We start from the raw sequence: 22948 nt of genomic DNA, 5'->3' as shown, positions 1-22948 counted from the left end.
ATTCCTGTCCGGCGGCGGACGAGAGGTGGACAGCATGGCGCACGGGGCACACTCGGCCCGCTCGGCGACGGTCAACGGGCCCGCCGACCCGGGGGACTGGCGCGCGGGCCTGTCCCGCTGGGCGCTGCTCCCGCTGCGGCTCTTCCTCGGCGGCACCTTCGTCTACGCGGGCGTGGACAAGCTCACGGACTCCGCCTTCCTCGCGGACTCCGGCGCCGGTTCCATCGGCGAGCTGATGAACTCCGTCCGGGACTCCGCCGCGATCCCCGGCATGATCGACATGGCGCTGGAGAACCCCTCGGCCTTCGGCTACGCCATCGCGATCGGCGAGCTGGTCGTCGGCGTCGGCACGCTCCTCGGACTGTTCACCCGGCTCGCGGCGCTCGGCGGCATGCTGATCTCGCTGAGCCTGTGGCTGACCGTCAGCTGGCAGACCGACCCGTACTACTACGGCAACGACCTCGCCTACATGATGGCCTGGACGCCACTGGTGCTCGCCGGCGCCGCGATGCTGTCGGTGGACGCGGCCATGCGCGCACGCCGGTCGCGCTACGGGCAGCAGTTGTACGGATAGCGGCCGCGACGGCTGCACGAGCGACGGCTGCACGAGCAACGGCTGCACGGGCAACGGCTGTACGGGGCAACGGCTGCACGGGGCAGCGGCTGCACGGGCGGGCCCCGGGGTGGCGGCTCTGCGGGCAGCGACCGTGCCGACCTGGGCACGTCCGTACAGCCCCCGGGCCCCTCCGTACAGCCCCCGGGCCCCTCCGTACAGCCCCGGGCGCCGGGCGCACAGCCCGGGCGCCGGGCGCCTCAGCGGCTGCCCGGGCGACGGGCGCGCCGCCCCGGACCCCGGCGCTCCGTTCAGGGCGCGCGGTCCCCGGCCGCGGACAGTTCCCGTTCACGGCGGCGGGCGCGGCGGCGGCGCACACCGTAGGTCAGCGCCCCCACGGCGGCCGAGCAGCAGACCCCGCAGACGACGGCGGCCAGCAGCAGGACGGCGGGCGCCCGCAGCACCCCGAGCGCGTCCAGTCCGGCCAGCACACCCGCGGCGAGCAGCACCAGCCCGGCGAGCAGCTTCGCCGGTTCGAAGGGATGACGGCTTCCGCCGGCGCCGTCCGCGCCCGGCTCCCTACCGCACCGCACGGCGCACCTCCACCTGGCCGACTCCGGCCTCCAGTTCGAGTTCGAGTGTGCCGGACGGCTCGGCGCCGTCCCGCGGCGGAAGGACCACCGTCCGCTTCCGGCCGGGCGACACGTCGATGTCGTCCTGTGGCTCGCCCGGCAGCCGTACGTCGCCCAGCCCCACCTCGATCTCCATCCGCACCCGTACGTCGTCCGGCACGACGACCTCCAGCGCGCCCGCCCCCACACTCGCCCGGGTGCCCAGGCTCTGCCCGCGCTCCGGCTTCAGGCCGGACAGGTCGAGCTGGGCGGTGCCGGTGCCGAGTTCGTAGTGGTCCCGCAGATCGGCGGCCGCGGCGGGGCGCCACTCCCGCTGCGCCCACTGCGTGGTGACGCTCCTCGGCACCGCTCCGGCGCCCACGAGCAGCGCGCAGGTCAGCACAGCCGCCACGACCGTGCCGCCGCCGGCCCGCCCGTACCAGGCGGCCACCACCAGCCCGAGGCCGAACACGGCCAGCGCGCAGGCGAACCCGGTCTGCAGGCTCGAACCGAGCGGCATCGCCTGCCAGGACGCGCCCACCCCGGCCACCGCCGCCAGCACGGCCGCCAGGAACGTCCAGCCGCCGACCCAGACCCGCCGCTGCCGGGGCGGACGGCGGCGGAACCCCGCTGCGGCGGCGTCGTCGGGACCGTCCTCCGGACCCCACAGATAACCGGTGTCCAGCGGCCCGTACGGGCCCGCCGGCCCCGGCGCCACCGGGCCGGCCGTGCCGTCCTTGACGATCGGGTCCCGCCACCAGGACGGCCCGCCGGGCGTCGGCGGCGCCGTCGTCTCGGGCGGCGCGACCGCGACGGCCTGCGCCGTCACCGGGTCGATCTCGGCGCCCTCCTGCTCCGCGCGCCGCTTGAGCGACCAGTGGGAGGCCCCGGCCAGGGCGGCGGAGAGCAGCGTCGCGAAGAAGAACACATTGCCGTTGTTGAGCATCGACAGCATCAGCCCGGAACCGACCAGGGCGAACAGCACGGCCGTCAGCCCCGGCCCCTCGACCCGGCCGGACAGCAGCCGCCGCAGCTCGTTCTCGTCCTCGCCGTCGAGCGGGATCAGCAGCCAGGCGAAGCCGTACGCGATGAGTCCCACGCCGCCCGCGACACCGAGGACCGCCAGCACGGTCCGGAAGATCACCGGATCGAGGTCGAACCGGCGTCCGAGACCGCCGCACACACCGGAGATCACATGTGCCCGGCGGCTGCGCCGCAACGGCGGCGCGCCCAGCGGACCCACCCCCGGCGCGGAGACCGGGGCCCCGCCGCCAGCTCCGGTGGCTTGGGTGGCTCCGGCAGCCCCGGCAGCCCCGGCAGCCCCGGCAACCCCGGTGGATCCGGCAACTCCTGTGGCTCGGGTGGCTCCGGTGTTCTCCGGGGGGCCCGGTGCCGGTGGCGCGTCGGCACGGGCACGGCCACCCGGGGCGCCCTGGACGGGATCCGTGCCCTCGGCGGCGGACGGCTGATCGGTCATGGCTCCATGGTGACGGGCCGGGACCCCGAGGGGCACCCGTGACGACCCTGGCCCGACCCTGACATCTCCCGGAGCCGGCGCCGCCGCGTGCGCCCCGGCCCCGGCCGCCGGCACACCGGTCACCGTGCCCGGGGCCGTGTTCCCCGCCCTCCCCGTTCCCCGGGACGGATCAGGGTGCATCCCTGATGCCCCGGGCCGCCCGTGCGTGTGACGATCGGGGCATGACCGCCGCCGCAAGCCGTGCCGGGGCCGCGTACGCCCCCTCCCCGGACGCCCCCGAGGAACCCGCGGCCCGCAGGCTCTACCGCAGCGCCGAGGGCCGGATGCTGGGCGGTGTGGCCCGGGGGCTCGCCGGGCATCTCGGGGTGCCGGTGTCATGGGTGCGGGTCGTCTTCGTGGTGCTGTTCATGACGGAGGGGCTCGGGGCGCTGCTCTACGGGGCGTTCTGGTTCGTCGTACCGCTGGGTGTCGGAGGCGTGGACACCCCGCGCGGCCCGTTCGAGCCGACCGCCGAGACCGGCGCCGACGGCCGCCGCCGGGTCCGCGCCCGCAAGCCGGACCGGGGACAGTTCGTCGCGCTGCTGGCGATGGTCGTCGCCATGGCCGTCTTCATCCAGAAGCTTCAGCTCGGCGGCCCGGCCAACGCCTATCTCTGGCCGACCCTGCTCATCGGTGCCGGTGTCGCCCTGGTCTGGCGGCAGGCCGACAACGCGCGCCGCGCCCACTGGGCCGCCGTCACCCGCCGGAAGCGGCTGCTGCCGATCGCCCGGGGCGCGGCGGGGGTCCTGCTGGTGGTGGCGGGGGTGAGCGGCATCGCCGTGGTGCAGGGCTCGGTGCGGCACCTGGGCGTGGTGCTCCAGGCCTCGCTGGCCGTGGTGGTGGGCATCGCGCTGCTCGCGGGCCCGTATCTGGTGCGGCTGACGCAGGACCTCTCCGAGGAGCGGCTGATGCGCATCCGCGCCCAGGAGCGTGCCGAGGTCGCGGCGCACGTGCACGACTCCGTGCTCCACACGCTCACCCTGATCCAGCGCAACGCCGAGGAGCCGCGCGAGGTCGCCCGGCTCGCACGGGCGCAGGAGCGGGAGCTGCGCGCCTGGCTGTACCGGCCGGAGGGCCGGGGCAAGGACGAGGACCAGGAGCCGGACACCCTCGCGGAGGCCGTGAAGGCCACGGCGGCGGAGGTCGAGGACTACCACGGGGTGCCGGTGGAGGTGGTGTGCGTCGGCGACTGCCCGCTGGACGAGAAGCTCGGCGCGCAGATGCAGGCGGCGCGCGAGGCGATGGTCAACGCCGCGAAGTACGGCGGGGACGGCCCCGTGCAGGTCTTCGCCGAGGTCGAGGGCCGCACGGTCTTCGTCTCGGTACGGGACCGCGGCCCGGGGTTCGACCTGGACTCCGTCCCGGCGGACCGGATGGGCGTACGGGAGTCCGTCATCGGCAGGATGCAGCGCAACGGCGGCACGGCGACGCTGCGCAACGCGCCGGACGGCGGCACGGTGGTGGAGCTGGAGATGGAGCGGGGGGAGTGACCTGTGGTCCGCACGCGGCAACCGGGGTCCGGGGCCGACCGTGATCCGGGTCGGCCCGTGGCGCGTCGGGGGCCGGCGTCGGGTGCCGGGGGCGAGCCCTCCGGGAAGGGGTCTTCCACCGCGTGATTACGGCCGCCCGAACGGCAGCGGAGCGGGTCGACCGGCGCTTGCGGCCACAACTACACGTAAGCGTGGAAGACCCCCTCCCTACGGGCCCGCCCCCTCCGGCCGGTTCGCCGGCTGCGGCCCGTCGCCGCTGCCGGCCCGGTCAACGGGTGGGAGGGAGACACCCGGCGGAAGCGCCGCGGTACCCGGCAACGGCCCCCGCCGGGGGCGGGGGCCCGTACCGTACCTATGAGGGGCATGGACGATGAGCAGGCGAGCGAAGGACGGGCGATGACCGAGGGCACCGAAGGCATGCAGGGCGAGGAGACGGCCGCGGGGCGTCACGCACGGGTCGTGCTCGTCGACGACCACCGGATGTTCCGCACCGGCGTGCAGGCGGAGATCGGCCGGACGTCCGCCACCGGGGTCGAGGTGGTCGGTGAGGCGGCCGACGTCGACCAGGCGGTCACCGTCATCACCGCGACCCGCCCGGAGGTCGTCCTGCTGGACGTGCATCTGCCGGGCGGCGGTGGCGTGGAGGTGCTGCGCCGCAGCGCGGCGATGATGGCCGACGCGGAGCAGCCCGTGCGCTTCCTGGCGCTGTCCGTCTCGGACGCCGCCGAGGACGTCATCGGCGTCATCCGCGGCGGCGCCCGGGGGTACGTCACCAAGACCATCACCGGCGCCGACCTGATCGACGCGGTCTTCCGGGTCAAGGACGGGGACGCGGTGTTCTCGCCGCGGCTGGCGGGCTTCGTCCTGGACGCCTTCGCTTCGACGGACGCGCCGCCGGTCGACGAGGACCTGGACCGCCTCACCCAGCGGGAGCGCGAGGTGCTGCGGCTGATCGCGCGCGGCTACGCGTACAAGGAGATCGCGAAGCAGCTCTTCATCTCGGTGAAGACCGTCGAGTCCCATGTCTCGGCGGTCCTCCGCAAGCTCCAGCTGAGCAACCGCCACGAGCTCACCCGCTGGGCCACGGCCCGCCGGCTGGTGTGAGCGCGGCCCGCCCGGCCCGGGCCGCCGCGGCGCCGCCGGTCCGGTTCTGGCTGTGCGACGCCGCCGGTCCGGGCCCGTCCGTCCCCCCGTTGCCGCGCGTGTCGGGGTGGGGCCGCGGGGTAGGTGTACCTCCGCACGAATCGTCACGTGACCGTTGTGTTGGACAGGAGAAGTCATGCCCGGTTTGATCGCGCGAATCAAGGCCTTCAGCCGCAGCCCGCAGGGCCGGCGGGCGATCAGCGAGGCGCGGCGCGCGGCCTCCGACCCGCGGAAGCGGGCGCAGGCCAAGCAGTTCCTCGGCCGGCTGCGCGGGCGCCGCTGAGCCCGGTGGTGAGCAGGCCGGAGCTGCCTGTGACCTGCGCGGACGGGTAGGCGGACCTGGTCGGGGAGGGTGCCGGACGCGGGACTGGGCTCCGGGGCACGGACGTACTCATCAGTGTCTTCGTCGGCCTGCGCATCACCGGTATCGCTTCGCTGCTCGGCGGGTTCCTCACCCAGCTGAAGGCGATGAGTGCCGGGACGGCGCGCTTCACTCCCGCGATGCTGCACGGGGCGCTGACCATGCCGGTCACCGGTGTGCTGCTGGTCGGCTTCAACCAGATGGACGACCAGGCCGTCAACAACGTCAAGATCGGCCTGAAGCTGGTGATCCTGGTCGCGATCCTCGGACTCGTCCATGTCGAACGGGACGAGGAGCAGGTGGCCAAGGGCGCCTTCGGGGCCGTCGGGCTGCTGACCGTCGCCAACATCTTCATCGCGGTGCTCTGGACCTGAGCGGCGCCGCTCCGGCCCGCGCCCGCGCGGTGGTGCCCGTACCCGATCGGTGGTGCTCCGGGCCCGGGCGGTGGTGCTGTGCGGTGGTGCCGTGCGGTGCCGTGGACCCGGGCCCGTGCGGCGGGCCCGGGTGCGGGTCCGCCCGGATCAGGCGGTCTCCACCCGGAAGGACAGGCCGTGCTGCTGGGCGAACTGTTCGAGACGGGCCTGCTGCGCGGTGGCCCATGGTGAGCCCACCAGCTTGATCCGCTCGACATCCGTCCACTTCACCAGGCCGTGCAGATGCGCCTCGAAGTACTCCCGCAGCTCGTGCACCTTGCCGCTGTTGACGTCGCCCTCCATCTCGCGGTCGTACCGGAAGTCCGTGGCCTCGGCGACGGCCAGCCGTACGAGCACCTCCGGCCCATGGGCCAGCAGCGGGTACAGGTTGCGTGAACCGGTGACGCCGCGCGCGCCGCCGACACCGTTCTGCCAGCTGTCGATCGGCGTCAGAGTGCACCGGTCCCGCAACGCGGGCTTCCAGTGGACGGTCGCCTCGCCGTAGTCCGTCAGGCCGCGCGGACGTTTGGCCGAGATCAGCGAGGCGTACTTCGGCAGCAGCGAGGGATCGGGCGGGGAGAACTTGTCGCGCGCGGCGTCCGGCGTCGGATTCTGGAAATCACCCGCGGTGCGGTTGAGGGCCTCCTTGTAGCCGAGGTGCTCCTCCCGGGAGCCGCGCATCGCCCGGTTGGGCTGCCCGCTGGACGAGTCGGTCTCCCAGAAGTTCTTGAACGTCTCGTCGGGCCCGCGGGTCAGCTTGTGGATCGTGGACGACGGGTCGGCGGGGTTGCCCAGCGCGAGGTTGGACGTCAGCAGGCTGTTGCGCATCAGATGATCATGGGTGCGGGTGAGCAGGTCCCGGAGTTCGAGACCGGCCTCCTTGTACGGCGCGAACCAGCGCAGTTTCTCCAGCCGCTCCCCGGCCGCCTTCTCCTCGCGCTCGTGGACCTCCAGGCCGCGCCGTTCCACCAGGATCAAGGCCTTGGCCGGGGCGTCCTGAAGTCCGCTCCAGTCCACGGCGCGCCCGCTCAGGGCGTCGTAGACGCGTTTCTCCTCCGGCGGCAGCTCCTGCGCGGCGTCCCCGCCGGAGCGCAGGGCCTGCAGAAGCCGCTCCTCCGTCTCTCCGGCGACCATCTTCTGCGATCTGTCGGCCGCCTTGCGCCTGCGCAGCTCCGTCTCCAGAGCTTCGACCTCGCCCCGGATCTGCTGGTTGACGGAGACTCTGGCCGACGAGGACAGAAGGGAGGTGTGTTTGCCCAGGTAGCTGCGGCGCAGGGCGATGCCCTCCTCCAGCGGTTCCTTCCGGGTGTTCCTGAGAAAGCCCTCGAACACCCGGGCGTGCTCGTCCCGGATCCTCTTGGACTCCTCCTCCTTCTTCGCCTTCTTGACTTTGTCGAGGTACGCCTCGACACCTCCCGCCAGCGGGTCCCTGACGTTCGAGTCGGGATGCCGCTTGGGGTCGTCGTGGGGATGCACGGCCACCGATGGCGGCGGTTCGGGCTCGGGTGCGGCGGGCGGGGCGCCGGACGTCTGGCTCCGGCCGCCCCTCTTGAACAGCCGCTGCACGGGCAGGCCCGCGGTGAGGGCGGGGGAGGCGGGCTGCTCGTGGTCCCGGCCGGCGGGTGACCCGCCGGCGTGCCCGTGCCCGTGGTGATCATGCCCGTGGGTGTGCCCCTGCTGCCGTTCCAGCGACCGGCTCACGGCGCCGTTCCCCGCGGTGCGCTGCAGGACGAGGAGCTGCTCGGGGGACAGGCCGGTGGCCGTTCCGCCCGGAGGGAGCGCCGGGGCGCCCGGCTGCTCCCGGCGTACGCGGGCCGGGCCTGCGGGGACGTCAGGGGTGTGCCGGTGTTCACGGGATGCGGGCATGCGCGTCGTCCGGCCTCCAAGGAGTCTGAACGCCGCGCTGGGTGAAGAACGCACGGCCTCACCCCAACATCTACACAACCCGGAGCCCGGAACCCCAGCCGCATCCGGGCAGACCGCCCGGACGTATGGGTGGAAATCTCTGCCCTTTCAGCCCCGGAGGCCCGGCCTCCGCTCCACGTGCCCGTCATGGCGGCGGGTGGACACGCCGCCGGACGAGTGACGGTCCGTCCAAGGCCGCCCGGGTGCGGACAGGGTGACCGCCATGACGACCACCCGACTGCGGCGCCGCGTCGCCGCCCTCGTGTTCTCCTGCGCGGCCGTGCTCACCGCCGCCGCCCCGGCCACCTCGGCCGAAGCCGGTGCCGAAACCCGCACCGCCGCCCCGGCCCGGGCCGCCGCTCCGGCCGTGGCGGCGGCACGGGCCGCGACCGCCGCGCCCGCGGCTGCCGACTGCCCCGTCCACGAACCGCTGTACGCCGCCGCCGACCGGCGCGTGGACATCGACCGGATCACTCCGGACCCGGTCTACCGCACCTCCTGCAAGACGCTCTACCGGGCCGACGGACGCCCGCCGGCGGTGATCTTCGAGCAGGGCTTCCACCCGAAGGCCCCGGTCGACGGGCAGTACGACCTCGCGCGGTACGTGGACGTGAACCAGCCCTCGCCGTTCGTCTCCACCAGCTACGACCACGACCTGTACAAGACGTGGTGGAAGAGCGGCTGGAACTACTACATCGACGCCCCCGGCGGCATCGACGTCAACGAGACCATCGGTGACGACCACCGCTGGGCCGAGCAGCAGGAGGTCGCCTTCCCCGGCGGCATCGCCCGGGAGTTCGTCGTCGGAGTCTGTCCCGTGGACGCGCGGACCAAGACCGAGATCATGAACGAGTGCCTTGACAATCCGCACTACCGGCCGGAGCTGTAGCCGACCCGGTCCGAAGCCGCCCGGTCCGAAGCGGTCGTGTTCGAAGCCGTCGGGTCCGAAGCCGTCGGGTCCGAAGCCGTCCGGCCCGAACCTCGGCCTCGGGCCCGGCGGGTGACAAGAACCGGGACCGGGGCCGGGGCAAGGCTCCGGACAGGGACAGGGACAGGGACAGGGACGGGCCCGGCATGCGGGCCACCGGGCCCCGGCCCAGAGCCCTCCGAGAGCCTTCCCGGAGGCGCCCCGGACCCGTTCCGGAGCCGCCCCGGGGCCGTTCCCGGGTCCTCCCGCATTCCGTGGACAACGCGGACGGTGCCCCGCCCCCTCGGCAGGGCACCGTCCGCAGCTCGTGTATCAGGCCAGTCGTACGGCGCTGTGGAACGGCATGGTGTCCACCGACTCGACCCGGACGTTGGCGCCCGGCTTCGGAGCGTGGATCATCTGGCCGTCGCCGATGTACAGGCCGACGTGGCTGATGTCGTCGTAGAAGAAGATCAGGTCGCCCGGCCTCATGGCGGCCTTGCCGACGGTCGTGCCCGTCTCCACCTGGTCGTAGGTCGTGCGCGGGAGCGAAACCCCGGCGGCCTTCCAGGCGGCCTGGGTGAGGCCGGAGCAGTCGTAGGAGTTGGGGCCGCTGGCGCCCCAGACGTACGGCTTGCCGATCTGTGACCGGGCGAAGTCGATCGCCTGCTGGGCCTTGGTGGAGTCCGGGGCCGTGGCGCCGGAGCCCGTGCCCGAGCCGCCGTCCTGCTCGCGCTCCCGCTCCCGCCGGGCCTCCTCCCGGCGCTGCCGCTCGGCCTCCTGGCGGGCCAGCTCCTCCGCCTTGCGCTCGGCCTCCTCCTCCTTCTTCCGCTCGATCGCGGCGAGCCGGGCCCGCTCCTCGGCGGTGAGCTTCGACAGCAGCTCGCGTGCCTCGGCGAGCTTGCCCTGCACGGACTGCTTGCTGGTCCGCAGCTGCGCTTGCGTCTCGGTCAGCGTCTCCAGGCTCGCGCTCGCCTCGGCGCGCTTCCCGGCCGCCTCCCGCTGCTTCTCGCGGTAGTCCTCGACGGCGCGCTCCTGCGCGGCCGTCATCCGGTCCATGACACGCGTCTGGTCGTAGTAGCTCTGCGGGTCCGAGGCGAGGAGCATCGTCGCGGTCGGGCTCATGCCGCCGTTGCGGTACTGGGCGGTGGCGAAGGTGCCGAGCGCCCGCCGGGCCTCGTTGAGCTTGTCGGTGCGCCTCGCGACCTGGTCGAGCAGCCCGTCGACCTTCGTGCGCTGCCGGTCGGAGCGCTCCTTGGCCTGGTTGTACTTCTGGGTGGCGCTGCCGGCCTGCCGGTACAGCTCGTCGACCTTTCTCTGCACGTCCTCGATCGACTGCTTCTGGTCGCCGGGGTCGTTCGGGGCGGCCTGGGCGCTCTGGGACGAGAGCAGGGTGACGGATGCGAGAGCCGCGGAGCCGAGGCCCACGGCCGTACGGCGGGTGGCCGGGGACTGGAGGACCCCGCTGCGCGGTTTGCGGTGCGACGCCAAGACTGGCGCTCCTTCCGTGGACCGCCTACCGGGTTAGCTGTCGGGTTCGGGCGATCGGAAGGCTGCCCTACGGTCCGTGCGGGGCGCGGTGCGCCGTTGTGGCGCCGTGCTCCACCCGGGCCGATTCACCCCGGTCGTAACGTGTGGGTCCCCGGCTCCGGCGCTGCCCGTGCCTCACGGGACGGCCGGATTCGGCGGAGGCCGCCCGTGCCGACGCGGTCGACGGCAGGGGATGCGGGCTGCCTTGAGCGAGCACGGTAGCCAACGTGTGGTGCTCCTGTGAAGGCCGTTGTTCGATATGCCCGAAACCATTCCGTGACCTTTTTCGAAGTTGGCGGAATCGGTTCGTCCGCAGGTCTGTTCGGATGCGAAGCGTCACCGTTCCGCTTCGTACGGGCTTCGTACGGGCGTCGTGCGGGCGTCGTGCGGGCTTCGTACGGCGCCGTGGAGCGGGTGCGGCGCCGGGCGGGGCCCGGGTTCCGCGGGCCCGGACGGGGGCCGGGGAGGGCCGGGGCGGGCGAAGCGGTGTGGAGTGTCGGCGGGGCCGCCTAGACTCGGTGGGCGATGAGCAGCCTCTTTGACGACAGCTTCCTGGCCGGCCTCGGCACCACCGGCGAGCCCGCCGGTGTCCTCCCCGGTGAGGAGCACCCGCCGCCCCCTCCGGAGGAGGACGGGCCGCGCGAGGAGATCCCGGCCGATCTCTTCGGCGGCCGCTTCGACGGCCCCGCGCACCAGGGCGGGTACTACCGCGACGGAGCGCCCCGGCCCGTCATCGACCCCGCGGCGCTGCTGCACGGGCTGAACGAGCAGCAGCGCGCCGCCGTCGTGCACACCGGCTCGCCGCTGCTCATCGTCGCGGGCGCCGGTTCCGGCAAGACCCGGGTGCTCACGCACCGCATCGCGCATCTGCTCGGCGCGCGCGGCGCGCACCCCGGCTCCATCCTCGCGATCACCTTCACCAACAAGGCCGCGGGCGAGATGAAGGAGCGGGTGGAGGAGCTGGTCGGCCCCCGGGCGAACGCCATGTGGGTGTCCACCTTCCACAGCGCCTGCGTGCGCATCCTGCGCCGGGAGAGCAAGAAGCTCGGCTTCACCTCCAGCTTCTCGATCTACGACGCGGCGGACTCGAAGCGGCTGATGGCGCTGTGCTGCCGCGATCTCGATCTCGACCCGAAGCGCTTCCCGCCGAAGTCCTTCACGGCCAAGGTGTCGAACCTCAAGAACGAGCTCGTGGACGAGGAGACCTTCGCCGCGCAGGCCGCCGACGGCTTCGAGAAGAGCGTCGCCGAGGCGTACACGATGTACCAGTCGCGGCTGCGCGAGGCCAACGCGCTGGACTTCGACGACATCATCATGACCACGGTCCACCTCCTCCAGGCGTTCCCGGACGTCGCCGAGCACTACCGGCGGCGCTTCCGGCACGTCCTCGTCGACGAGTACCAGGACACCAACCACGCCCAGTACACCCTGGTCCGGGAGCTGGTCGGGACGGGCGAGCCGCCGGCGGACGGGGCCCCCGCCGTGGAGCAGGCCGAGCTGTGCGTCGTCGGTGACGCGGACCAGTCGATCTACGCCTTCCGCGGCGCGACGATCCGCAACATCCTCCAGTTCGAGGAGGACTACCCGGACGCGAGGACGATCCTGCTGGAGCAGAACTACCGCTCCACGCAGACCATCCTCACCGCCGCCAACGCCGTCATCGAGCGCAACGAGAACCGCCGCCCCAAGAACCTCTGGACCGAGGCCGGCGCGGGCGCCGCGATCACCGGCTATGTCGCCGACACCGAGCACGACGAGGCCCAGTTCGTCGCCGACGAGATCGACCGGCTCACGGACGCGGGCGACGCCCGGGCCGGAGACGTCGCGATCTTCTACCGCACCAACGCCCAGTCCCGTGTCTTCGAGGAGATCCTCATCCGGGTCGGGCTGCCCTACAAGGTCGTCGGCGGCGTCCGTTTCTACGAGCGCAAGGAGGTCCGGGACGTCCTCGCCTATCTGCGGGTGCTGGCCAACCCGGAGGACAGCGTCCCGCTGCGCCGCATCCTCAACGTCCCCAAGCGCGGCATCGGCGACCGCGCCGAGGCGATGATCGACGCCCTGTCGGCCCGCGAGAAGATCACCTTCCCGCAGGCGCTGCGCCGCGTCGACGAGGCGTACGGCATGGCGGCCCGTTCGGCCAACGCCGTCAAGCGGTTCAACACGCTGATGGAGGAGCTGCGCACGATCGCCGAGTCGGGTGCCGGGCCCGCCACGGTGCTGGAAGCCGTACTGGAGCGCACCGGCTATCTCGCGGAGCTCCAGGCGTCCACGGACCCGCAGGACGAGACGCGCATCGAGAACCTCCAGGAACTCGCGGCCGTCGCGCTGGAATTCGAGCAGGAGCAGCCCGAGGAGGAGCAGGGGACGCTGGCGGACTTCCTGGAGCGGGTCGCGCTCGTCGCCGACTCCGACCAGATTCCGGACGAGGAGCAGGACGGCTCCGGCGTCGTCACGCTGATGACGCTGCACACCGCCAAGGGCCTGGAGTTCCCCGTCGTCTTCCTCACCGGCCTGGAGGACGGGGTCTTCCCGCACATGCGGGCCCTCGGCCAGACGAAGGAGCTGGAGGAGGAGCGGCGGCTCGCCTACGTCGGCATCACGCGCGCCCGCGAGCGGCTCTATCTCACCCGGGCCACGATGCGCAGCGCCTGGGGCCAGCCGTCGTACAACCCGCCGTCCCGCTTCCTGGAGGAGATCCCGGACGCCTGTCTGGACTGGCGGCGGACCGGGTCCTCGACGCCCTCCGCGTCGATGGGCGCGATGGCCTCCGGCAGCCCGGTGGCGTCGTCGGTGTCGTCGGCGCGCTCCAAGGCGGGGCCGAGCGGCTTCGCGACGCGCCGGGCGGAGGAGAAACCGGTGGTGGACCTGGCGGTCGGCGACCGGGTCACGCACGACCAGTTCGGGCTGGGCACGGTGATGTCGGTCGCGGGCAGTGGGCACAACGCGAAGGCGACGATCGACTTCGGCGACGAGAAGCCGAAGGTGCTGCTGCTGCGGTACGCGCCGGTCGAGAAGCTGTAGCGGCTCCGCCGCGCCCGGGGGACTCCGGGGCGTCCGGAGGCGGTCCGGCGGGGCAGTCCGGCTGCGCTGCCCCGGGTACGGGGCGTCCGGGACACGGGGCAGTCCCGGGACGGGGCGTCCGCGATACGGGGGCGTCCCGGGTGCGGGGGTGCCTGCGGGAAACGAGCGCGCCTCCGGGAGACGCGTGTGTCCACGGGGAGACGGGCGTGCCTCCGGGAGACGGGCGTGCCTCCGGGCCGGGACGGGACACGGATGCCCGGTCGTGCGCGGGGTGCCGGGCGCGGTTACTGCGGGTCGAGGCCGTGGTTCTGGAACCAGGTCAGCGGATTGATCGCGGAGCCGCCGCCGGGGTGGACCTCGAAGTGGAGGTGCGGGCCGGTGGAGTTGCCCGAGTTGCCGGAGTACGCGATGGTGTCGCCCGCCTTCACCGAGCCGGACCGGATCTTGGTGCTGCTGAGATGGCAGTACCAGGTCTCGGTCCCGTCGGGCGCGGTGACGATCGCCATGTTGCCGTAGGCGATGTTGTACTCCGTGCGCACGGTGCCGTCGGTGGCCGCCATGACGGGCGTGCCGTAGCTGACGGGGAAGTCGATGCCGCTGTGCACGGACATCCAGTTGACGCCCGCCTGGCCGTAGTAGGCGCTGAGGCCGTGCTGGGAGACGGGGAGCGCGAACTTCGGGCGGAGCGCCTCCTTGCGCGCGGCCTCCTCGGCCTTGCGCCTCTTCTCCTCCGCCTGGCGCTTCTTGAGGTCGATGCGCTCCTGGGTGCGGCTGGCGCGGTCGGCGAAGTCGTCGGCGTCGGCGGTGACGGTGGCGAGCTGGGTGTCCAGCTTGCTGTTCGCCGTGGACGCTTCGATCTCCGGTTCCTCGGCGGCCGCCTGGACCTGCGAGGAGTCGTCGTCGCCGACTCCGACGGAGGCCGCGGCGATGCCCGCGACACCCATCACGGCGACGGACGGTACGGCGACGGTGAGGAGCGCGGAGCGCTTGGCGGGGGCGCGGCGGCGGCTGCGGCCGCCGGCGCCGGCGCGGCGGGAGGGGGCGTCGGCGGAGCGGCTGCCGAGATACGCGGCGGCGGTGTCCTCGTCGGCCGCCGTGTCCGGCTCGTGGGTGTCGGTCCCGGCGGAGGCCGGTCCGTAGGTGTCGTACGCGCCGTGGTCGCCGGACGCGTCCGGGGTGCCGGACTCGTGGGGGTGGGGTGCGGCCTCGCCGTCAGCGGCGGGGGCGTCGGCCGCTTCGTGCAGGTCGAAGGCGGCCGTGCGTTCGGGTTCTGCCTCGGGGGCGCCGGTGTGCACCTGGCCGGGGGACGGCTCGTCGAGGGCGGTGGCTCCGTCGGCGGAGTCCCAGCCGGCGTCCGCGGACTGCCAGGCGTTGGCGTCCCACTGGCCGGAGGTCTCGAAACCGGCGGTGGTGCCGTAGTGCGTGGTGGTCTCGTACGGCCCGGAGTCGTAGTTTCCGTCGTGGCCGCCGTCGTAGCCCGCCTCGTGCTCCGGCCCGGCGCCGTCAGGGGCCCCGCCGGTGGCGTAGTGGGCGGCCCCGCCGTAGTGGCCCGGGTCGTACTGCTCGCCGTACTGGTCCTGGCCGCCGCCGTACGGGGTGGTGCCGAACGCGCCCTCGCCGTAGTGGGTTTCGCCGTACTGCTGCGTGCCGTACTGGTCCTGGCCGAGCGGGTCCTGTGCCAATGGGTCCTGGCCGTAGGGGGCCTGGGCGAACTGCGCGCCGTCCCACTGGCCGGTGTCCCACGGGCCGGGGGCGGGCCAGGCGCCGGTGCCCCACTGGCCCGTCGCGTCGCCGGACGGGTCCACGGGGCCCGGCTGGGCGGGGATGTCCGCCGTCGGCTGCTGGTGGCCCGAGGTGTTCCAGGTGCCGGTGGTGTCGTAGCCGCCGTCGTACCCGTGCTGTCCGTAACCCTGCTGGTCCGCGGGGTGCGCGCCATAGAGGTCGTAGCCGGCCGGCTGCCCCGCTCCGGCGTCCCACCCGGCGCCGGTGTCGTGGCTGCCGGGCATGGCCCCGAAGAGGGGGTCGCCGTCGCCGTACGCGGCAGCGAGATGGTCGAACGTGCCGGTGGCGTAGCCGTCGTGAACGGCACCGCCGTACGACGGGTCCTGCTGGCCGTACGGGCTGTGACAGCCGTACGAGGCATCAGGAGCGGGGGCCGTCGGGAGGGAGGTCCCGGACGGGTGACGGTCGTTCACCACCAACTTCTCTTTCGCCTCGACAGCAGGAGAATTAGCGGCGACTGTACCCGGCGGTATGCGACGCCGACAATCTTCCGCAGGTTTCCGGCCGCTCCAGAACGGGCATTTGGCTGCGTTTCGGTGAAGTGCGTCGCAGAGATTCGCCTGACGTTCGAATTGGGTTCGAATAAAATACGGTTGCGATCGCGCGACTCACGCAACCGACGCGGCTCCCGCGGCGTCTCCGGGCGCCGCCGGAGTGTCCAGTGCGTGCCGGATGCGCGCGGCTACGGCGGAGTGCACCGGAAGGGCGAGATGCCCGATTCCGCTCACCCGGACATTGTGTGCCACGAGATCGGGGTGATCGATGCGGGCGGTTTCCACCGGCACCATCACATGATCCAAATCGCTCCAGAAACTGATGAACCGTGTTCGGCAATGCGGGGCCGGGCGTGTCAGTTCTTCGATCACATCGGAGCCCGGGCGCATCTGGCGGACGACGGGATGTGCCGTCATCGGCGGGACGGCACGGGTCCCCGAGTGCGGGGTGCCGAGGGTGACGAGCGTGCGGACGCGGGCATCGCCGCCGAGCCGCTGGACGTAGTAGCGCGCGATCAGGCCGCCGAGACTGTGCCCCACCACATCGACGCGGTCCCGGCCGGTCCGCTCGCAGATGTCCTCCACACGGCGGCCCAGCGTCGCGGCGGCGGAGCGGATGTCGCGGGTGAGAGGGGAGTGGTTGAGGGTCTCCAGCCGCTGCCACCCGTGCCGCCGGAGCGAACGGCGGAGCAGGACGAACACCGAGCGGTTGTCGGCGAAGCCGTGCACCATGAGCACCGGCGGCCGGTCGGGGGCCGCGGCCGGGTCCGGCACCGGCAGCCGCGGCAGGCCGGGGGACTCCGGGCGCGGCCGCGTCGGGTGTGCCGGGGAGCGTTCCGGGGAGTGTTCCGGGGCCGAGCCGTCGGCGGAGCCGGATGTGCCGCGGCGTTCGGGGAGGACGCCTGTCGGATACAGCAGCGTGTGCCCGGCGAGGATCAGCAACTCCAGGGCAGTGGCGCGCAGCACGGTGCCGGACGGCAACGGGGGGAGGGCCGGGAGCGAGGGCTTCAGCGGGCGCGGCAGCCAGGATGGCAAGGAGGACGGCGAGGGCAGGATTCTCATGTCGGCCTCCCGGACGGGCGCACGCCGAGGCGGCTTCCGGGCCCCCGTGTGCTCTCGGTGACAGTCGCCCGGGGCGGCCCCGCGGTCCGCGGGCGGCACGGCGGCGGCGCCCGCCCTGCTGCGGCTCGGCGGCGCGGCGGTCCCGGTCGGCGGCTGTCTCGCGGCCGCCCTTGCGGCGGGTCGCTGCCCGGCCGCCCGTCCCGGCCGGATCCTCGGGCGGACCGCGGCGCGGAAGTCGCCGGTGAGCGGCCGGCAGGAGTACGGCGCGCGTGACGAATGTGTCCCAGGTGTGATTTCCCCCTCCCTGGTGACCGTGAAACTGCCGGTTGCGCGATGCTGGCGATAACGTTCGTTCACTCCCTGGGCGCGGCGGGCACAACCGCTGTGCGGGAGACAGCAGGCCGGCGACGGCGTTCGTACAGGAGGCAGTGATGGGTGTGTCGGGTCCGATCCGCGTGGTGGTCGCCAAGCCGGGGCTCGACGGCCACGATCGTGGTGCCAAGGTCATCGCGCGGGCGCTGCGCGACGCCGGTATGGAGGTCATCTACACCGGTCTGCACCAGACCCCGGAGCAGATCGTCGACACGGCGATCCAGGAGGATGCCGACGCGATCGGTCTCTCCATCCTCTCCGGTGCCCACAACACGCTCTTCGCGAAGGTGCTGGAGCTGCTCCGGGAGCGCGACGCGGCGGACATCAAGGTCTTCGGCGGCGGCATCATCCCGGAGGCCGACATCCCGCCGCTGAAGGAACTGGGTGTCGCGGAGATCTTCACCCCGGGCACCCCCACGGGGGACGTCGTCGGCTGGGTGCGCGCCAACGTCCGCGAACTCGCTGCCTGACCCGGGCGGGCGTCCAGGGCAGGAGTCCCGGGCGGGCGTTTCGTAGAGCGTCCCGGGCGGGCGTTCCGGGCAGCCTCCCGGGCGGGCGTTTCGTACAGCGTCCCGGGCCGGCTTCCCGGGGGATCGCTCCGCGTACGGTCCCGCGCACGCGGCCGTTCCCGGTGGTCGGCGAGAATCGGAGCCGACCGGAACCAGCCGTGTGCCGGGGGGGGGGAGTGGCGCGATGCTGACCATGTACGACCTGGCCGCCGGACAGCGGCCGGTCCTGCGCTATCTGGACCCGGTGCCCGCCACCCGTCCGGACACCGCGCGGACGATCGAGCAGGTGGCGGTGTGCGACGAGCGCTGGCGCCTGCCCGCGGACGTCCAGCGGGCCCGCGATGTGCTGGCCATCGTGCCGTTCCCGGCCGCCGGCGGGCTCCCCGACCCGGGTGCGGCTCTGCGGGCGCTGGCCGGCCGCGGCGTGGTCGCGGTCGCTCTCGCCCCGCCGGACGGCTCACCCCCGCCGGAGACGGCCACCGCCGCGGCGGCGGCGCACGCGACCGGCCTTCCCCTGCTGGCACCCGTCGGCCCGTCCGACGCCGGAGATTTGCAGGCCCGCGTCCTGCGCCGGCAGATCGCGGCCCTGCGGGACGGCGTGGAGCAGCGCGACCGGCTGCTGCGGCTCTCCGCCCGGCTGGACCGGCAGGGCAAGGGAGCGGCGCCGCTCCTGCGGCAGCTCGAGGCCGAATGCGCCGCCGACGTACGGCTGATCGAGCCGGCCGACCCCGGGTGGCGGGAGGACACCGAACTCGGCCGCGTACTCACCCAGGTCCGCCGGGGGCAGGTGCACACCGCCGCGTTCTCCACCGCCGGCCGGCATGTCGTCCTGCACGCCGTGGGCACCACCGCGCCGCACCAGGTGCTCGCCGCGATCCGGCCGACTCCCTGGCCGCGCCCGCTGCGCGACCTGATCGCCCACGCCGCCGGACAGATCAGCCTGCTCCGGCACCCGGTGGTGCGCCGCACGGCGGAACGCCGACTGGAGCAGTCCGGGATGGCGGTCCAGCTGTCGATCCTGCAATACCTCATGGTCGGCGGGGTCGCCGCGGCCGTACGGGCCGCCGAACCCCTCGTGCCGGGGGTGCTGACCACGGACGCCGGACAGGTCGCCGTGATCGAGTGCGCTCCGGCCGAGGACCGCGCCGGGGTCGCGCGGGAGTGCGAAGCCGCGGTCGGGCGCGGGTTGGTGGCCCTGTGCCCGGCTCAGGAGCGGCACGTCATCATCGCGATCCCGCAGCCGGCCGACGACGGTCCGGACGCCACCGACCTGCTGGCCCCGGTCATGCGCGCCGGCCGGGCCGCCGGGGTGAGCACCCCCGAACCATGGACCCGCACCGCCCGCGCGTACGAATCCGCCGCGCGGGCTCTGATCACCGCCCGGCAGACGCCCGGGCGCATCACCGTGCACGCCGGCGGCACCCCGCTGGCCTCGCTCCTGCCGCCCTCGGCCCACCGGTGGGCCCGCACGCTGCTGCGACCCCTCGACGCGCTGCCCGCCGCACACCGGGACCAACTGGTGCACACCGCGCGCCTCGCCCTGGCCTACGGCGCCGCAGCCGCCGGCAGCCTGCTCGGGGTGGACCGCACCACCGCCGGAAAGCGGCTGACCACCGTGATGCGGTACGCCGGACTCAGCCGCCGCTCCCTGCCGCACCGGGCGGTGCTCGACCTGGCGTTCCAACTGGAGGAGCGTCCCGGCGACCCCGAGAACTCCTCCGGGATCCCGCCCCGCCTGCACTCCCTGCTCCGTGAGCACGAGGAGGCCCGGGCCGAGGCGGAACGGTTCCTCGCGCCGCTCGACCTCCGGGCGCGGGCACTGCTGAGGACGTGGATCACCTGCAACGGCGCGGTGCAGAGGACCGCCGCCGAACTGGGGATCCACCGCAACAGCGTGCCGCACCGTCTGGAGAGGGCCGGAACGCTGCTGGAACGGTCCCTCTCGCCGCACGGCAGCGGTCCCCACGACGTGCTGTGGGCGCTGGTCCTCACCGGCGGCCTCCCGGTGGACATCGTCCCCGATCCGGTCGCGGGCGCCACGCGCTGACGCCCCGCGACGTACCCGCGCGCCGCATCGGCCGCACAGCCGCGCACGGCCCGCCGCCTCGGACGCACAACTCCCGCGCCGCGGCACATCGGATGCACAACCCCGGCACCGCGCATGCACAACGCCTGTTCCGCGCAACGCGCATAGCGTCCTGGCTGTCCGGCGCCGAAAGGGTGAAAAGGGTGAAGGGACCGCGCTGTGGCTGCACAGCGGGTTCACGAGCCCGGCACCACCACCGGCGGGCACACCGCTCACGGGGCTGCGGTCCACGGGGGCTGCGGTCCACGAGGGCTGCGGTCCACGGGGATTGTGGTCGACGGGGACGGTGATCCACGGCTGTGGCCCACGGGGGACGGGGGGCCACGGGGGACGGGGGTCCACCGGGGCGGCGGTTCACAGGGGGGACGGCGGTCCCAGGGGCGGCGGCTTTACGGAGCGACCGCTTCCGGGGCATCGCTTCCGGAGCCACAGCTTTCGGGCGAGCCGCTCACCCCGGGGCAACGCTTCCGGGCGAGCCGCTCAGGGAGTGGCCGGCGGCGGGCTGCTGCCGTCCGCACGACGATGGGGCCGCCAAGCATCCGCCCCCGGACGGCGCCCCCGGACGGCGCCCCCGGACGGCGCCCCCGGACGGCGCCCGCGGACGGCGCGCGCGGGGAACGCGCCGTCCGCCGGGGCCGTCGCGGGGGAGCAACTCCCGTGCGGCGGCCGGACATCGACAGAGCCGCGGCCGGTCACCGGGACACCATCCCCGAACCGGCTCCGGGGCACCACCACCCACTGCCGTCGGCCCCCGGGCCGTACGGAGAACAGGAGATCCAGCGTGCGCACCACCCTGCGCCGTGCCACCGTCGCCGCTCTCGCCTTCGGGACCCTCGCCGGCGGAGCGTTCGTCATGGCTCCCGCCGCCGCGGCGGCGTCCTGCACCGACAGCAGCAAGAGCGTGGACAACCCCGGCTACACCGGCCCGTGGCCGGACAACTGGGGACTCAAGGCCAACATGTGCAGCTACCGGTCCGGTGGCTACATCTACAGCTACGCCAAGCTGTCCTGGAACGACCCCGGCACCGCCCAGTCGCCCTCCCTGATCTTCGACGCCGCCGCGTTCCGCGTGTATCTGAAGAAGCACGACGGCAACGGGCCCGACCCGGTCCGGTACTACCGGACGTTCGGGATCGAGGGTCGCATGGAGTCCGGTGACGGCTCCTACACCACTCCCACCATCCGCCACGCGATCTCCCGCTGGGCGCTGGGCGACGGCGCCTGGAAGCTGAACTGGAACCAGGACGGCAAGGGGAACCGCCACTACGGCGTGACCGCCTCACCCCGGGTGTAGCGGTACGGGCGGTACGGGGGACCGGGGGAACGGCCGGGGGAGCCGCCGTCGGCGGGGAGCCGTGGGGCTGCTGCCGTCGGGGCAGCGGTCGAGGGGCCGTCATCGGGGGAGCGGTCGGGGCGTGGTTGCGGGAGCCGTCGTCAGGGGCAGCGGCCGGGGGCGTGGTTGGGGGAGCCGTCGTCAGGGGGAGCCGTCGGGGGTGTGTTGGGGGGAGCCGTCGTCAGGGGGAGCCGTCCGGGGAAAGCTCCGCGTGCATCGTGGCGCGGAGGCGGAGGGTGCGGACGAGCCGCTGGAACGCCTCGGACCAGTAGCTGCCGGCGCCCGGCGAGGCTCCCTCCGGTTCGTCCGGGGTCGCCGTCAGCAGCTCCAGCCGGTCGGCCTCCGCCGGGTCGAGGCAGCGCTCGGCCAGGCCCATCACCCCGCTGAAGCTCCACGGGTAGCTTCCGGCGTCCCGGGCTATGTCGAGCGCGTCCACCACCGCCCGCCCGAGCGGTTCGTCCCACGGTACGGAGCACACCCCGAGGATCTGGAACGCCTCCGACAGACCGTGCACCGCGATGAACTCCGCGACCCATCCGGCCCGTTCGGCCGCCGGCAGGGTCAGGAGCAGCTTCGCCCGCTCCCCGAGCGACGCCGTGCCGGGAGCCGCGGCGCCCGCGGCGGCGGGAGAACCGAGCAGGGCCCGCGACCACTCGGGATTCCGCTGCCGCACCGCTGCCCGGCACCAGGCCGCGTGCAGCTCGCCGCGCCAGTCGTCGGTGACCGGCAGCGCGACGATCCCGGCCGGCGACCGCCCGCCGAAGCGTTCCGGCCACAGACCGAGCGGGGTCGCCTCCACCAGCTGGGCCAGCCACCAGGCCCGCTCGCCGCGGCCGGTGGGGGGCTTCGGCACGACACCGTCCCGCTGCATCGCCGCGTCGCACTCGTGCGGCGCCTCGACCGTGATTTGCGGGACGGCGGCCGTCGGGTCCAGGGCCACGTACGAGGCGGCCCGGGCCGCCATCCGGCCGGCCAGGGCCGAACCGGGCAGCGCGGACAGCAACTCGGCGGCCGTGGCGCGGACGTTGCGGCTGCGGTCGGACAGCGCCTGCTCCAGGAAGGGCTCGTCGGCACCGGACAGACCCGTGCGCAGCGAGTCGAGAAACATCAGCCGGTCCTCCGCCCGCTCGGTCGGCCACGTCGAGCCGAGCAGGGCCACCGCCGCCGACGGGTCCCGGCGGCGTACGGACTCCAGCAGCGCGACCCGCTCGGCGAACAGGCCCTCCTCCCACAGCTTCCGCACCGCGTCGGCGCCTGTCCCACCGGGCCGGGAGCCACTGCCGTCGGGCCCGGAAGCGGCGGTCGCGGCTCCACTCGCGTCAACGGGGCTCCCGGCACCGGCGTCCCCCGGAACGTCGGCATCCGTGTCACCGGAGGCGTCCGCATCGGTGTCACCGGGGATGTCGGGATCGGTGTCACCGGGGATGTCGGCATCGGTGTCATCGGGGGCTTCGGCCTCGGTGACACCCTCGGCGTCCGCATCCGTGTCATCGGACGTGTTGGCAACGGTGGGACCGGCAACGCTGGGACCGGCCACGGCCGAGCCGGGGACGCGGGGGCCGGGGACCTGGGGAACGGGGGCGGCGGACGTGTCGGCGACGCCCGGCGCCAGGGCCGAGACGAGGGCGCCGCGCAGCGCGAACTTCCAGTCCGGGTTGAGCCGGGCCAGCCACAGCGCCCGGGGCCCCGCCAGAGCCAGCGCGGCGGGCCGCAGGTCGGTCCGGGCGCGCGCGGCGTCCAGCAGCGCCGGCAGCAGTTCGGCGGGCGGCCGGTAACCGTGCCGGTTCGCGGCCGCCAGCCACTGCGGCAGCAGTTCTGTGAGGTCGGGCGTGGCGCCGCGACGGGCTCCTGCCACGCCCG

The 22948-nt window shown here is 73.8% G+C and carries 17 protein-coding genes and 1 riboswitch; of the genes, 10 read left to right on the top strand and 7 right to left on the bottom strand.

What is annotated here, in order from left to right:
• Positions 1–34 precede the first annotated feature (34 nt).
• Positions 35–574, top strand: a complete 540-nt coding sequence (locus GCU69_RS06450) for a DoxX family protein (protein WP_098753595.1) — start codon at positions 35–37, stop codon at positions 572–574.
• A gap of 290 nt (positions 575–864) precedes the next feature.
• Here the strand turns inward: GCU69_RS06450 and GCU69_RS06445 are convergent, their stop codons facing one another.
• Together GCU69_RS06445 and GCU69_RS06440 are read right to left on the bottom strand one after the other, a co-directional pair.
• Positions 865–1146 (bottom strand): hypothetical protein, encoded by a 282-nt coding sequence (locus GCU69_RS06445; RefSeq protein WP_098753587.1) that lies wholly within the window; start codon positions 1144–1146, stop codon positions 865–867.
• The gene (locus tag GCU69_RS06440) at positions 1133–2641 is read right to left on the bottom strand and encodes a PspC domain-containing protein (RefSeq protein WP_156205366.1); all 1509 of its coding nucleotides are present in this window, start codon (positions 2639–2641) and stop codon (positions 1133–1135) included. The genes GCU69_RS06445 and GCU69_RS06440 overlap by 14 nt, the downstream gene beginning before the upstream one ends.
• A 221-nt stretch (positions 2642–2862) precedes the next feature.
• On the opposite strand from GCU69_RS06440, the gene GCU69_RS06435 reads away from it, so the two are divergent.
• The 4 genes from GCU69_RS06435 to GCU69_RS06425 all read left to right on the top strand — a co-directional run bounded on the left by GCU69_RS06435 (position 2863) and on the right by GCU69_RS06425 (position 6048).
• A complete protein-coding gene (locus GCU69_RS06435) occupies positions 2863–4170 on the top strand; it encodes an ATP-binding protein (protein ID WP_176604539.1) in 1308 nt (435 codons plus the stop codon).
• A gap of 396 nt (positions 4171–4566) precedes the next feature.
• Positions 4567–5274 (top strand): LuxR C-terminal-related transcriptional regulator, encoded by a 708-nt coding sequence (locus tag GCU69_RS06430; protein ID WP_098753590.1) that lies wholly within the window; start codon positions 4567–4569, stop codon positions 5272–5274.
• Positions 5275–5449: 175 nt separating this feature from the next.
• Entirely contained in the window at positions 5450–5596 is a 147-nt protein-coding gene (locus GCU69_RS32565; RefSeq protein WP_170315788.1) for a hypothetical protein, read from the top strand.
• Between the two features lie 56 nt (positions 5597–5652).
• Positions 5653–6048 carry a hypothetical protein gene (locus GCU69_RS06425; protein WP_156205365.1) on the top strand — a complete coding sequence of 132 codons (396 nt, stop codon included), beginning with the start codon at positions 5653–5655 and terminating at the stop codon, positions 6046–6048.
• Between the two features lie 147 nt (positions 6049–6195).
• On the opposite strand, the gene GCU69_RS06420 is transcribed toward GCU69_RS06425, so the two are convergent.
• On the bottom strand, positions 6196–7953 hold the full coding sequence (locus GCU69_RS06420; protein WP_156205364.1) for a hypothetical protein: 1758 nt from the start codon (positions 7951–7953) through the stop codon (positions 6196–6198).
• Positions 7954–8215: 262 nt separating this feature from the next.
• Between GCU69_RS06420 and GCU69_RS06415 the strand changes: the two genes are divergently transcribed.
• On the top strand, positions 8216–8881 hold the full coding sequence (locus GCU69_RS06415; RefSeq protein WP_098753593.1) for an ADP-ribosyltransferase: 666 nt from the start codon (positions 8216–8218) through the stop codon (positions 8879–8881).
• Between the two features lie 351 nt (positions 8882–9232).
• Here the strand turns inward: GCU69_RS06415 and GCU69_RS06410 are convergent, their stop codons facing one another.
• Positions 9233–10390: a C40 family peptidase gene (locus tag GCU69_RS06410; RefSeq protein WP_098753594.1), complete on the bottom strand. Its 1158-nt coding sequence runs from the start codon at positions 10388–10390 to the stop codon at positions 9233–9235.
• A gap of 7 nt (positions 10391–10397) precedes the next feature.
• A riboswitch (cyclic di-AMP (ydaO/yuaA leader) is annotated at positions 10398–10597 on the bottom strand.
• Positions 10598–10954: 357 nt separating this feature from the next.
• Between GCU69_RS06410 and pcrA the strand changes: the two genes are divergently transcribed.
• On the top strand, positions 10955–13450 hold the full coding sequence (pcrA, locus tag GCU69_RS06405) for a DNA helicase PcrA (RefSeq protein WP_156205363.1): 2496 nt from the start codon (positions 10955–10957) through the stop codon (positions 13448–13450).
• A 284-nt stretch (positions 13451–13734) separates the two neighbouring features.
• Here the strand turns inward: pcrA and GCU69_RS06400 are convergent, their stop codons facing one another.
• Together GCU69_RS06400 and GCU69_RS06395 are read right to left on the bottom strand one after the other, a co-directional pair.
• Positions 13735–15648 carry a peptidoglycan DD-metalloendopeptidase family protein gene (locus tag GCU69_RS06400; RefSeq protein ID WP_408055769.1) on the bottom strand — a complete coding sequence of 638 codons (1914 nt, stop codon included), beginning with the start codon at positions 15646–15648 and terminating at the stop codon, positions 13735–13737.
• Positions 15649–15840: 192 nt separating this feature from the next.
• Positions 15841–16788, bottom strand: a complete 948-nt coding sequence (locus GCU69_RS06395; protein ID WP_156205362.1) for an esterase/lipase family protein — start codon at positions 16786–16788, stop codon at positions 15841–15843.
• Between the two features lie 431 nt (positions 16789–17219).
• Here GCU69_RS06395 and GCU69_RS06390 point away from each other — a divergent pair, with 431 nt between their 5' ends.
• The 3 genes from GCU69_RS06390 (at position 17220) to GCU69_RS06380 (ending at position 21049) form a co-directional block, all read left to right on the top strand.
• Positions 17220–17630 (top strand): cobalamin B12-binding domain-containing protein, encoded by a 411-nt coding sequence (locus tag GCU69_RS06390; protein WP_098753598.1) that lies wholly within the window; start codon positions 17220–17222, stop codon positions 17628–17630.
• Positions 17631–17853: 223 nt separating this feature from the next.
• Positions 17854–19716, top strand: a complete 1863-nt coding sequence (locus GCU69_RS06385; RefSeq protein WP_156205361.1) for a helix-turn-helix domain-containing protein — start codon at positions 17854–17856, stop codon at positions 19714–19716.
• Between the two features lie 820 nt (positions 19717–20536).
• Positions 20537–21049, top strand: coding sequence for a hypothetical protein (locus GCU69_RS06380; protein WP_098755473.1), 513 nt, complete (start codon positions 20537–20539; stop codon positions 21047–21049).
• Between the two features lie 220 nt (positions 21050–21269).
• On the opposite strand, the gene GCU69_RS06375 is transcribed toward GCU69_RS06380, so the two are convergent.
• Positions 21270–22943: a DUF5691 domain-containing protein gene (locus tag GCU69_RS06375; protein WP_235978277.1), complete on the bottom strand. Its 1674-nt coding sequence runs from the start codon at positions 22941–22943 to the stop codon at positions 21270–21272.
• Positions 22944–22948 lie beyond the last annotated feature (5 nt).

Source organism: Streptomyces lycii, from assembly GCF_009735685.1.
GTDB classification, from domain to species: Bacteria; Actinomycetota; Actinomycetes; order Streptomycetales; family Streptomycetaceae; genus Streptomyces; species Streptomyces lycii.
This window is presented reverse-complemented; position numbering and strand designations above follow the sequence as displayed.